The 11,998-nt window shown below is 38.2% G+C and carries 10 protein-coding genes, 1 tRNA gene and 1 pseudogene; 7 read left to right on the top strand and 5 right to left on the bottom strand.

Translation table 11 applies throughout. The annotated features are described in order from the left end of the window. Nucleotides 1-102: EF-Tu C-terminal domain-related protein (locus ACXVWB_RS10960; RefSeq protein ID WP_077495063.1), on the top strand; the 102-nt coding region annotated here is incomplete at its 5' end. A gap of 965 nt (nucleotides 103-1,067) precedes the next feature. Here ACXVWB_RS10960 and ACXVWB_RS10955 read toward each other — a convergent pair. From ACXVWB_RS10955 to ACXVWB_RS10940, 4 genes and pseudogenes are all read right to left on the bottom strand, one after another. Further along, a complete protein-coding gene (locus ACXVWB_RS10955) occupies nucleotides 1,068-2,396 on the bottom strand; it encodes a Fic family protein (protein ID WP_369866960.1) in 1,329 nt (442 codons plus the stop codon). 526 nt (nucleotides 2,397-2,922) lie between these two features. Continuing rightward, nucleotides 2,923-3,366, bottom strand: coding sequence for a hypothetical protein (locus tag ACXVWB_RS10950; protein ID WP_225852629.1), 444 nt, complete (start codon nucleotides 3,364-3,366; stop codon nucleotides 2,923-2,925). 30 nt (nucleotides 3,367-3,396) lie between these two features. Continuing rightward, a pseudogene (locus ACXVWB_RS10945) lies at nucleotides 3,397-4,266 on the bottom strand (tyrosine-type recombinase/integrase); the annotation flags it as partial. Nucleotides 4,267-4,556: 290 nt separating this feature from the next. Beyond that, nucleotides 4,557-4,651, bottom strand: a tRNA-Sec gene (locus ACXVWB_RS10940). 72 nt (nucleotides 4,652-4,723) lie between these two features. On the opposite strand from ACXVWB_RS10940, the gene selA reads away from it, so the two are divergent. Genes selA through ACXVWB_RS10925 form a run of 3 tightly spaced genes read left to right on the top strand, consistent with a single transcriptional unit; the run spans nucleotide 4,724 to nucleotide 8,873 of the window. Continuing rightward, complete coding sequence (gene selA / locus ACXVWB_RS10935) at nucleotides 4,724-6,106, top strand: L-seryl-tRNA(Sec) selenium transferase (RefSeq protein ID WP_289902523.1); 1,383 nt, start codon at nucleotides 4,724-4,726, stop codon at nucleotides 6,104-6,106. After that, nucleotides 6,103-7,962, top strand: coding sequence for a selenocysteine-specific translation elongation factor (selB, locus tag ACXVWB_RS10930; RefSeq protein ID WP_289902524.1), 1,860 nt, complete (start codon nucleotides 6,103-6,105; stop codon nucleotides 7,960-7,962). The genes selA and selB overlap by 4 nt, the downstream gene beginning before the upstream one ends. A gap of 8 nt (nucleotides 7,963-7,970) precedes the next feature. Then, the gene (locus ACXVWB_RS10925) at nucleotides 7,971-8,873 is read left to right on the top strand and encodes an RsiV family protein (RefSeq protein WP_289902525.1); all 903 of its coding nucleotides are present in this window, start codon (nucleotides 7,971-7,973) and stop codon (nucleotides 8,871-8,873) included. A 28-nt stretch (nucleotides 8,874-8,901) separates the two neighbouring features. Here the strand turns inward: ACXVWB_RS10925 and tusA are convergent, their stop codons facing one another. After that, complete coding sequence (gene tusA, locus ACXVWB_RS10920; protein WP_289902526.1) at nucleotides 8,902-9,141, bottom strand: sulfurtransferase TusA; 240 nt, start codon at nucleotides 9,139-9,141, stop codon at nucleotides 8,902-8,904. 116 nt (nucleotides 9,142-9,257) lie between these two features. Between tusA and ACXVWB_RS10915 the strand changes: the two genes are divergently transcribed. Genes ACXVWB_RS10915 through hemG form a run of 3 tightly spaced genes read left to right on the top strand, consistent with a single transcriptional unit; the run spans nucleotide 9,258 to nucleotide 11,849 of the window. After that, entirely contained in the window at nucleotides 9,258-9,869 is a 612-nt protein-coding gene (locus ACXVWB_RS10915) for a YigZ family protein (RefSeq protein ID WP_289902527.1), read from the top strand. Nucleotides 9,870-9,879: 10 nt separating this feature from the next. Continuing rightward, on the top strand, nucleotides 9,880-11,346 hold the full coding sequence (locus ACXVWB_RS10910; protein WP_289902528.1) for a TrkH family potassium uptake protein: 1,467 nt from the start codon (nucleotides 9,880-9,882) through the stop codon (nucleotides 11,344-11,346). Next, nucleotides 11,343-11,849: a menaquinone-dependent protoporphyrinogen IX dehydrogenase gene (gene hemG, locus ACXVWB_RS10905; protein WP_289902529.1), complete on the top strand. Its 507-nt coding sequence runs from the start codon at nucleotides 11,343-11,345 to the stop codon at nucleotides 11,847-11,849. Before ACXVWB_RS10910 ends, hemG begins: the two co-directional genes overlap by 4 nt. The last annotated feature ends 149 nt before the right edge of the window (nucleotides 11,850-11,998 follow it).

Raw genomic sequence — 11,998 nt, 5'->3', positions numbered from 1 at the left:
AGCTTAATCCACCCAATCGCGATGGACCAAGGTTTACGTTTCGCAATCCGTGAAGGTGGCCGTACAGTAGGTGCTGGCGTTGTTGCGAAAATCATCAAATAATTGATGTATTAACTGTAACAAGTTAGATTAAGAAGGCGTATCGAAAGATACGCCTTTTTGTTTGCCTAAAATTCCGCAAAATTATGATGAAAATTCAAATTAAAAAAGTGAATGTTAGGAAGAGAGAAATATTTGTTGGAGGAAAAAAGTGGCGAAAGGTCATGGGAGTTGAATTTGAATCATAACTTTATGAAAAATAATGATATTATTTTTTGGCATCAAAAATATAGTACAAAATATGGTACTAAAAAATTTTTTCCGTTGATTTTTGATTACTTTTTAACCAAATTTGAAAGCAACCCTAAATGATGATTTACCAGTGCCCAAAATCAAACTTTAAACATCTTAACCGCGTAATGATAGCTCGCTATCTTTTATAGTAAAAAATAAAAATTTTCGCGGGAGATTTTTTTTGCGAAGTTTAATCACTTATTCACTTCCAATGGTCATTTCTCACTGTAAGCATTTGATTATAAAAAATAAAAAGACAAGTGATTAACAAGTGATACACAAGTGATAAAGTGATTAATGAAAGTGATTTATCACTTTTTTTGCCATTTAATCACTTCTAGCCACCAGCAAAAAAGAAAAATGAGATCTATTTGACAAATTTTCTAATTCACAAAGGGAAGGGATAAAGCATCTTGTTTCTGCTGTTTGTCGTGCAATGATGAGTGATGATTATCGCTAGTAGCTAGAGATTAAAAGGTACTCCTAAGGGGGCGCATCTTTCCACGGGGTTTCGGGCTCGCGGTTTTCGGCTAATTTTTAGGTTTCTAGGCATCATCATCTTTCATCTAAAATATTAATTTTGCGGTTGTAAAAATTGAGTTGAATGGGCGGTTTTGATAGACAAAACCCATAGCGATTTTATCACCCCCTCGCGCGCGCGTACTGATGACAAAACTCAATAAAAAAGGCTCAATGTACTGCATCAAGCCTTTATTTATCCTTGATTAATTATTCTATTTTTTTAAGCGTGCTAATAAGTCGCTAGGCGTAATGTAGCCTATCTGATTCCCATTTTTTAATTGCCCAAATAGATTTAAATCAGCAAGGCGTTTCAAATCTTTTCGTGCGGTGTTTTCGGTTATGTCATACTCTCTACTTATTTCCTTAGCTGTAAAAATAGCCCCCGTTTCTTTTGATGCTTTTTGTAGTAGCTGCACTTGTCTATCATTTAGTTTAGGTGTAACGCTTGTTGTAAATTGTGCAATAGCAGCACTAAAGGCTTTGAAATTGTTTTGTTTATCACTGATATATTTTTCTAAATCGGTAATTGCTCTTTGAATAATTTCCGCTTGATAGTAAAGAAAATAAGTTAAATCTAAATCGTCAGTTTCTGTGTACAGATATGCGCGCGCATACTTAGCTGGTGCTTCTTTCAGTAACCGACTGATAGAAATATATTCAAACAACCAGTAGCCATTTTTTAGCATAAACCAATAAAACAAGGCACGTGCGGTTCTGCCGTTACCATCTCCGAAAGGGTGGATAAATCCAACAAGAAAATGAAGTATCATTGCTTTAATTACGGGATGAATAAATTCTGCATCTATGCCGTTGTGATTGGTGTTAGCAAAATCACAAAGGGATTGCATTAAATTGGGTAAATCTGTTGATTTAGGCGGTTGATAAATGATATTTCCGTCATAATCTGCAATAAAGATTTCATCATCCCCCCTTAATTCGCCCGCTATTGCATTATTTTCTATTGCTTGTAGTGTTGCTGTCCTGTGAAGCTTTAAAATCATTTCCATTGAAAGCGGGGTGTTTTTTAATGCGATCGCTTGTTTCATTAAGTGGTAGTTATTGGCAATCATCATTTCATCTTTATTGCTTGGTTTCCGCGCTTTCTCTAGCATTTCTTTAGCTACTTTACGCGTAGTTACCGCCCCCTCAAGTTGTGCGGACGTTATCGCCTCTTCCATAATGAGTGATTTTAACAAGAATCTATTCTGCTCGCTTTGGCTTAACTCCGTAAGATTATTTACGCCAATATTTCCACCTGAGGTTTTATCAATGAAGTGTAACAAGGCTTGCAAAGTCGTAGGGACAGCATAAGAAAAATCATACTGCCCAATAGAAAAATGATTCAGTAATGCACCGCGACTTAATTTTGTAGCTAGCCACGCAAAATCGGTGTTTTTTGTATAAATGCGCTTAAATTTATCCCAATGTAAATAACGTCCCTTTTCATCAATAGCTTTATATTGATTCATTAAAAGGATATTTTCAGGTGTAAGCTCTGTTTTTAATAGCTCTATAAGTGGTTTGGGTTTAGATACTTTCATAACTCAAGGAACGCAATTTTTAAATATTGCGTTAGTTAAGCATTTTTTTAAAAATTTGTCTATATATACCTGCAGGTATATTTCGGGATATTTTGGATTGCCCTCGCGCGCGTACTGCTGACAAAACTCAATAAAAAAGGCTCAATGCATTGCATAAAGCCTTATTCTTACCTCTACCACGTTTTAGTAAAGTTTTACCTATAGATCAACCATAGCTATCCACCACCGAAAAAATAAAAAAAGTGTATAGATAACTAAAAAACACTGGGCACGGCTGGGCACAAATTGGGCACGGAAAGCCTATTTTTGGGCACGAAAAGGGGTAATTTGGGCACGCTATTTTTTATAAGTGATTGATATATTTATATTTTGTTGTTTCCGTGCCCAAAATGCCCAATATTTTTTAACTCATCTACACACGGAAAAAATTTTTCTTGTTCTTTCCGTCTGTGGAATAAAAAAAAGAGCAAATCAATTATGATCAGCTCTTTATTATTGATAGTCTATACCTTTCAAAATAGGCTTTTTATTCTATATCTTCGCTTTCCTCGTCCTCGTTTAACCGTTGAATATATCGGCTTACATCTTCCAACACTTCGCCAGCCTCATTGCAATAAATCACGCTTTCTGCACTGGTGGATTGCGCGATATTTAAATAAATGAGCTCAAGCGTTTCATATGATAGGGCTACGCCATTATTCGCCTGTATTAAGCGGATAGACTGGGTATTTTTAGGTGCAATGCGATAGCGTTCTATCTGCTCTAAAATCTCACTATCAATCACTACACAAGGAAATGATTTCCCTTGCTCGCCTAGTGAATTTTCTAGCTCAATTTCTACCGCACTTTTACCCATTTCATTAAAATGATTTGCGATAGTTTGCGCTTGCGTGCCTATGCAGATAGTCACAAGGCTTTGACCTGTGGGGTCTTGCTGTTTAGCGTAAGGGGCGTTGATTAATTTAGCCATTTCTTACCCCCTTGCGCTGCATCAATCTCTAACCGTATGTAATTGCCCCTCAGGTCGGTTCTTATTGCCTTTCTGCACTAAATAACTCCAAATGCCTGTATCAAAATCAATATCGCTCCATTTGGCTTTTGCTATTTCGCTTGGTCGGCTGCCTGTGAGCAACGTTAGCATTACGGCATAAAATGACAATGGCGAGAATCGATTATTATCCCTTGCCTCATAAAACTTAACTAGAAAGCTCCGTAATTCTTCAGGTGGTATAGTGCTCATTCCTTTAGTGATAGGCTTATCAAATTCATTGCCAATATTTGCAAGATTGTTAGTTTCAATCAGTCCACGATGCAAAGCATAACGCATTACAAAATTCACGTTATTGATGATTTTTCTAACCGTCTCTAACTTTCCCTCTCGCTCTAATGGCTTAAATGCGTTGATTGCTATTAAAGGCGTGATTCTGTCGATTGGATAAGCCCCTAACGCTTTTAAAATGTGGCGTTCAAATAAAGCCCACGTATCTTTCGCTGTGCGCTCGGTAAAGTTAGCTTTTAGTTTTCTATCCTCAAACCATAAGTGAGCCATCTTTTCAAAAGTGCGGTTTAATTTATCGTTAGCCTCTTGTTGTTGCTTGTCTGCATATTCTTTCGGATCAATATCTTTAAGCAATAAGGCTCGATATTCATCACGCTTAATGCGTGCCTCTGCAAGCCCCATTTCTTTTAAGTTACCAATGCTAATATTAGTGCGTTTTTTAGTGAAAGGTTTTTGATAGTTAAACCGCCATATCTTAGAGCCTGCATTTGTAAGTTCTAATGATAAGCCGTTGCCATCTCTTAGGGGGAAATCATCCGCTTTAGCGGTGCGGATCTTCGTATCGGTTAAGGGTTGAATTATGCGTGCCATAAATTTTAGTACCATCAAAAAACAGTGAATAGCTGTTATTTACCGATTTTTAAAACATTGATTTACTTAGTTGAATTTCAGTTTTTGTACTATCGTTTTTTGAAGATTTAAGCCGGATTTGGGAGTGAATCCAAAAAAATAGTACTATCGCCAAAATATAGTACAAAAAATGTTACTAAAAATCGTTGCTGGTAGTTTACGTCCGATTACGTAAAATTACAATAAAGCCTTATTCTAACTGGGTCTTGCTGGTGAATTATTTACGTGGATTTATGCAGATTTATATGGATTGGCGGAAGGTCATGGGAGTTGAACCCACCCGGGAACGCTGGCGTCCCCAACAGGATTTGAAGTCCTGCCACCTCACCGGAGATGACGACCTTCCGTTATTGAAATTGCGGTTACTTTAGCGTAAATTAGTTTACAATTCAATGCCATTTTGAAATAGGAATTAAAAATGACCGCACTTTTTCAACAACTTCCTTCGGTAGATAAATTTTTAAAAACACCAGAAGGTGAAATGCTTTTAACTGAATTTGGTCATTCAGCTGTCGTGCGTGAATTACGCCAATTATTATCTGATGGGCGCGAGTTTATCAAACAGCATAAAAATTTACCGCACTTTTTTGCCGATCATCTAAGTACATTACATCATTTACAGCATCGCTTGACTCAACAAAATCATGTACAAATTAAATCAGTCCATAATTTAACGGGAACGGTATTACACACAAATTTAGGACGAGCATTATGGTCTGAAAGCGCACAACAGGCAGCGCTTCATGCGATGAAAGGTAATGTTGCGTTAGAATATGATTTGGAAGAAGGCAAACGCAGTCATCGGGATAATTATATTAGTGAACTACTTGCACAACTCACAGGTGCAGAAGCTGCTTGTATCGTTAACAATAATGCTGCAGCTGTACTCTTGATGTTGGCCACCTTTGCTAAAGATAGAGAAGTCATTATTTCTCGTGGTGAGTTAATTGAAATCGGTGGTGCATTTCGCATTCCAGATATTATGGCTCAAGCAGGCTGTAAACTTGTTGAAGTGGGGACAACAAACCGCACACATTTGAAAGATTATCGTCAAGCAATCAATGAAAATACCGCTTTCTTAATGAAAGTACATTGCAGTAATTATCATATTAGTGGGTTTACCGCTTCGGTTTCAGAACAAGAATTGGTTGATCTTGGACGAGAATTTGATATTCCAGTGATTACGGATCTTGGTAGTGGGGCATTGATTGATCTAAGCCAATATGATTTACCGAATGAGCCAACGGTGCAAGAAAAAGTCGCACAGGGCGTAAATTTGGTGTCATTCTCAGGCGATAAATTATTGGGCGGAACACAAGCTGGTATTATTGTCGGTAAAAAAGAGTGGATTGCTCAGTTACAAGCTCATCCATTAAAGCGCGTATTACGTTGCGATAAAGTGATTTTAGCTGGGCTTGAGGCAACATTACGCCTTTATCTCCAACCTGAAAAACTTACTGAGACATTGCCAACTTTACATTTGCTCACCCAATCAATGGATGTATTAAAAGAAAAAGCCGAACAACTTAAAGCCTGTTTAGTAAACCGCTTAAAAGATTACCAGGTTGAGATTGAAGAAAGTGTTGCTCAGATTGGGAGTGGTTCTCAACCGATGGCGACGATTCCTTCTCTCGCGGTGACGATTGCAGAAAAAACAGAGGCAAAATTGACCGCACTTTTAGCAGTATTCAAAGCGTTAGAACAGCCGATAATCGGCCGCGTTGAGAAAGGAAAAATTTGGTTAGATTTACGTAGCGTGGCTGACTTTAAGGCATTATTAGATACGGTGGAAAAATTATGATCATAGTAACATCAGGGCACGTCGATCATGGTAAAACAGCCCTTTTGCAAGCGCTGACAGGCACAAATACTGCCCATTTGCCGGAAGAAAAAAAACGTGGCATGACCATTGATTTAGGGTATGCCTATTTGCCTTTAAAAGAGAAAGTACTCGGGTTTATTGATGCGCCTGGCCATGAAAAGTTTCTCGCCAATATGTTGGCGGGGCTTGGTGGTGTGCATTATGCGATGCTCATTGTTGCTGCAGATGAAGGAATTGCCGCACAAACTAAAGAACACTTAGCGATTTTGCGTCAGCTTCAATTTACTGAAATCATGGTAGTGATTACCAAGGCTGACCGAGCAACAGATGAGCAAATCGAGGCATTAAAAACACAAATTCAGACGGATTATCCATTCTTAGCTGAATCTCATTATTTTATTACATCGGCACAAACAGGCTTAGGGATTAATGCGTTACGCGATTATTTGGCCAATTTACCTGAATTAGCTGAAATAGATAAACCGTTCCGTTACGCCATCGACCGTGTTTTTAGCGTGAAAGGGGCGGGGACAGTGGTAACAGGGACAGCATTTGCGGGAACGGTGGCCATTGATGATGAACTCTTCCTTTCTACGGGACAAAAGGTTCGCGTAAAAAATATTCATGCTCAGAATACACCGAGCGAAAAAGGTTTGGCTGGTCAACGCTTAGCGCTCAATTTAAACGTTGATTTAGATCGTACTCCAATGCAGCGCGGCGATTGGTTGTTAGCCTCAGAACCACTTGAGCCGACCGATCGTATTACCATTGAAATTACACCTGAAGTGAATTTGAAAGACAGTCAGCCAGTGCACATTTATCATGCGGCAAGCCGTACGACGGGTAAGCTCACCTTGCTTGAAAGCAAAAATGTAATGAAAAATGACCGCACTTTGGCAGAAGTTATTTTAGAACAGCCATTATTTTTAGCTTTTGGGGATAAATTAATTTTACGTAGTGGTGATGCGAAAGCGTTAATTGGTGGTGCCAAGGTACTCGAAATTCATTCACCAAAACGTTATAAGCGCACAGAGGCTCGCTTAGCGTTCTTGGCTAAACTTAATCAGGCTCAAACTGCCACACAACGCATCGGATTAACCTTACAAAAAGAGGCGATTTCAGCTCAAGCTTTAATGTGGAGTGAGCAACTAACTGAAAATCAGCTGGCTGAAGTATTAGCTGAGAATGGCGATATCCATTTCCAAAATTGGTGTTTTAATCGCGATTATCAACGTGAAAAAACGCAGCAAATTTTGACCGCACTTGCTACCTATCATGAGCAACATAATGATCAGCTAGGTTTGAGTAAGGCCCGCTTATACCGTATTGCGACACTAAACCAACCGGAAAATCTGATTTATCATTTTATTGAAGAAATGCTTGATGAAGGCCAATTGCAGCAGACTCGTGGTTGGTTACATTTGCCTTCACACAAAATCCAATTTTCAGCCGAAGAGCAAAGCTTATGGCAAGCGGTGTTAGCTGAATTTGAGAAAGCGCATGGTCAAGCCATTTGGGTGCGAGATATGGCAACCGCCTTGTCGCAAGATGAAAGTGCGATGCGTAATTTCATGTATAAAGCAGGTAAGTTGGGCTATCTCACCCCAATTGTAAAAGATCGATTTTTCCTGACTGAGAGCATTTATGCTTATGCTCGCTTAATTAAGCAAATAGCAGGTGAAGAAGGTAAGATTGCGGTAAATGAATTACGTGACAAGCTTAATTTTGGTCGAAAACTGACCGTACAGTTAATGGAGTATTTTGACCGTACTGGCTTTTTACGCCGCAAAGGCAATGACCATATTTTACGTGATAAAGATACATTTGATTTATAGGATAACACATGAAAAAAACACTGATTTCAGCCTTAATTTTAACCGCACTTTTTACTGTAACAGGTTGCGAAGATAAAGAAGCGAAAGCAAAAATTGAGCAACAAACACAGACTATTGCGCAACTGACGGCAGAAAATACACAATTAAAAGCTGAAAAAGAAAAGGTGGAGAAGGTTATTCCAGCAATTATTGCTCAAGATGATGTGATTTTTGATAAAGAGGAAACCATCAAATATCCTAAATCGCCCAAAGAAGATGAATATGTGCCTGTAGAAGGTAAACTTCATTACAGCATTTCGACACTAAAAACGAATATTGAATGGTTAGATACACTACTTTTAGAACAAATTTCCAAAAATGCTGACGGTAAACCAAGAAGCCGTGAGCAGCTTATAGCAGATTACCAGAAAGCATATGATGAAGCTAAGAAAGAGATGTTGGAATCCCCAATAATTGGTGTTGATGAAACCTTAGATTTAGCATTTAATCACCAAAGAGGTAAGCTTGCTGTATTTTTAATAAACTATTACAGCTATGGTGGTGGCGCTCATGGCGTTGGGGGGGATCATTATCTTAATATTGATTTAGAAACAAAAAAACGACTTTCATTTGATGATGTGTTTAAACCAAATCAGCAAGCTAAATTAAAAGAGATGCTTTGGGAACGTTATACTCGATATGGTGAGGTAAAAGATGAGGAAGCATTTACATCAAAAGACGCTTTTGAAGTGACCGATAATTTCTATTTAGATCATGACGGTATTCATTTTGTGTATAACGTGTATGAAATTGCGTCTTATGCAGCTGGACCACAGGAGCTGGTGATTGAGTGGTGGAATGCCCCTGCTTTATTGAAGCCTGAATTTATTCAGAAAAAATATTACCCCGTTTCGAGTAATACGGCAGAATAACAAAGTGCGGTCAATATAGGCCGCATTTTTATTGGCCTTTTTTCACCCAGTATTTAAAAGGTGTATCTTGGGTTTCACTTGCTAACAGCGTATGCTCCATAAATTGGCAGAAACTGGGAATATCGCGTGTAGTAGCTGGGTCATCCGCCAAAATAAGCAACACTTCACCTTCATTCATGTGGCGAATGTTTTTTCTTACGAGCATCACGGGTTCAGGACAACGTAAACCAACGGTATCAAGGGTTTTATTGGCAGTCATTTCAGTCATTGTTATTCATCAGTTTTATTGAAATTGAACTACATCATACAATAATTATGGGGAAATTTCGATAAATCTGCTATTAATGCTAAACTACGCAACAAATTCATTTAAGCAATTATTTCATGGCTGAATATCTTATTCCCAAAAGTGCGGTCGTTTTTGAAGAAGAAATTAAGAAAAGTCGATTTATCACGTATTTGCAACATACGGAAGGACTTGAACAAGCCAAAGCTTTTTGGGCAGAAATTAAAGCACAGCACCCTAATGCCCGCCACCATTGTTGGGCTGCAGTGGCTGGCAGGACAACGAATTCTCAACAATTAGGCTTTTCCGATGATGGTGAGCCAGCAGGCACAGCAGGGAAACCGATGCTATCTGCTTTGCTAGGTAGTCAAGTTGGTGAAATTAGTGCCGTTGTTGTTCGTTATTATGGTGGCATTTTATTAGGCACTGGCGGTTTAGTTCGTGCTTATGGAAATGGCGTGCAGCAAGCTTTAAAATTATTAGAAACCGAACGAAAAGTCGAACGTCAGTTATTCCAAGTTCATTGTGATTATGCACAATTAAATTGGATCCAAATTTTGTGTGAGCAACATCAAATTGAAATTTATCAGCAAGATTTTCAAGTGCAGATTACATTACAGTTAGGCATTAGTGAAGATCAAATTAAACCTTTTGAACAAGCATTAATTGAGCGTTCTGCAGGAACGTTGAAATTAGAAGAAATGAATTAAGCGAGATATTGTGCATATTTTATCCATTATTCGGATTGTCGGCATTTTGATCATGTGCTTTTCCGGCACGATGCTGATTCCAGCCTTTGTGGCACTTATTTATGGCGATGGTGGCGGTAAAGCGTTTATGCAAGTTTTTGCATTAAGCTTAACCGTGGGCATGTTGCTTTGGTGGTCTTGTCATCACCACAAACAAGAATTACGATCCCGTGATGGTTTTTTGATTGTTGTGGCTTTTTGGTTAGTACTCGGCAGCATCGGGGCAATTCCATTCATGCTATTTGAAAAACCGCACCTGTCTTTTTCCTCAGCAATTTTTGAGTCATTTTCTGGCTTAACTACTACAGGTGCAACGGTAATGACGGGGCTGGATAATTTACCTAAATCTATTTTGTTTTATCGCCAGTTTTTACAATGGTTAGGTGGTATGGGGATTATCGTATTGGCTGTGGCGATAATTCCGCTGTTGGGAATTGGTGGGACACAATTATATCGAGCAGAATCTTCAGGCCCGCTTAAAGATCAAAAATCTTTGCCTAAAATTTCAGAAGTGGCAAAAGCGCTTTGGATTATTTATGCTTCATTAACTGTTCTTTGTGCCATTGCATATTGGCTGTCAGGAATGAATTTTTTTGATGCCATTGGGCATAGTTTTTCGACAATTTCAAATGGCGGATTTTCAACACATGATGCAAGTATCGGCTATTTTGATCAAGCTTCCATTTATTGGGTTACAACAATTTTTATGCTGATTGGCGGTGTTAATTTTAGTTTACATATTTCTGCTTTTCTTGCATTAGGTAAAAGAAATATTTGGCGAAATTATTGGAAAGATCCCGAATTTCGTTTTTTTCTAACGATGCAAATTATTTTTATTGGTATTGTATCTCTATCTTTATATGGTTACGGTTTAGTTTCAGATATGAACGAGGCAGTAACAAAAGGTGCATTACAATTAACATCAATGTCAATGACTTCTGGTTATACGATTTTTGATATTAATAATCTTCCGCCTTTTATTGGGCTTTTACTGGTGATTTCTGCGGTAATTGGTGGTTGTGGCGGTTCAACAACTGGGGGATTAAAAGCGATACGGACACTTATATTGTGGAAACAAATCGATCGAGAACTGCATAGTCTAATTCATCCAAATTTAGTACAACCAATTCGAATAGGTAAAAATCGTCTAGCACCAAGAATGATAGAAAGTATTTTGGCATTTTTCATTATTTTTATACTGGTTTATTGGGGATGTGTTTTTGCTGCTATTCTTTGTGGAATGAATGTTTTTGATGCGATGGGGGCAGTATTCGCCACATTAACGAATGCAGGACCAGGACTTGGCCTTGTTCACGAAAACTTTATTGATGTTCCAGAAAGTGCCAAATTAGTCTTTAGTTTTGCTATGATTTGTGGGCGTTTAGAAATTTTTACATTATTGATACTCTTTACACCAGCGTTTTGGAAGGCATATTGAAAACATTAATTTTATATTCAAGCTGTGATGGGCAAACAAAAAAGATTGCTGAATTTATGGCTCAGTATCTTGAGGGAGAAGTAGTGGTTTCACCGTTAATGGAGGAATTGGATCTTCAATTTTTTGATCAGGTGATTATTGGGGCATCCGTTCGTTATGGTCACTTTAATAAACAGGTATATCGTTTTGTAGAACGCCATCACGAATTATTGAATGCAAAAAGCGCGGTCTTTTTTGGCGTAAATTTGACAGCGAGAAAAGAAGGAAAAGATACGCCAGAAGGAAATCTCTATGTGCGTAAGTTCCTTCAACGCATAAGATGGACTCCAGCAAAAGTCGGCGTGTTTGCAGGTGCGTTGCTATATCCACGCTATAAATGGATTGATCGTATCATGATCCAATTGATTATGAAAATTACAGGTGGTGAAACAGATGCGACTAAAGAAATTGAATATACCGATTGGGGAAAAGTAAAGGCGTTTACGGAAAGCCTGAATTCGTAGAATAAAACAGCATAAAAATAGTGTTTTTTAGACTATTTGATTAAAAGATCTTCAATCAAGAAAAAATCACATTTTTTTACAAAAAAGCACTTGCAAAGAATTCTGAAATATCTATAATACGCCCCACACAACGACGCACTGTTGTGAAA

This window comes from Haemophilus sp. SZY H53, assembly GCF_054332375.1.
The sequence above is the reverse complement of the archived record's forward strand: the minus strand, read 5'-3'. Positions and strand labels throughout refer to the sequence as shown.

Excerpts from the sequence above, each read along its gene's own strand:
- tusA (WP_289902526.1), bottom strand. The coding sequence starts at position 9,141 with ATGACTGAAATGACTGCCAATAAAACCCTTGATACCGTTGGTTTACGT.
- ACXVWB_RS10925 (WP_289902525.1), top strand. The coding sequence starts at position 7,971 with ATGAAAAAAACACTGATTTCAGCCTTAATTTTAACCGCACTTTTTACT.
- selA (WP_289902523.1), top strand. The coding sequence starts at position 4,724 with ATGACCGCACTTTTTCAACAACTTCCTTCGGTAGATAAATTTTTAAAA.
- selB (WP_289902524.1), top strand. The coding sequence starts at position 6,103 with ATGATCATAGTAACATCAGGGCACGTCGATCATGGTAAAACAGCCCTT.
- ACXVWB_RS10915 (WP_289902527.1), top strand. The coding sequence starts at position 9,258 with ATGGCTGAATATCTTATTCCCAAAAGTGCGGTCGTTTTTGAAGAAGAA.
- ACXVWB_RS10955 (WP_369866960.1), bottom strand. The coding sequence starts at position 2,396 with ATGAAAGTATCTAAACCCAAACCACTTATAGAGCTATTAAAAACAGAG.
- ACXVWB_RS10950 (WP_225852629.1), bottom strand. The coding sequence starts at position 3,366 with ATGGCTAAATTAATCAACGCCCCTTACGCTAAACAGCAAGACCCCACA.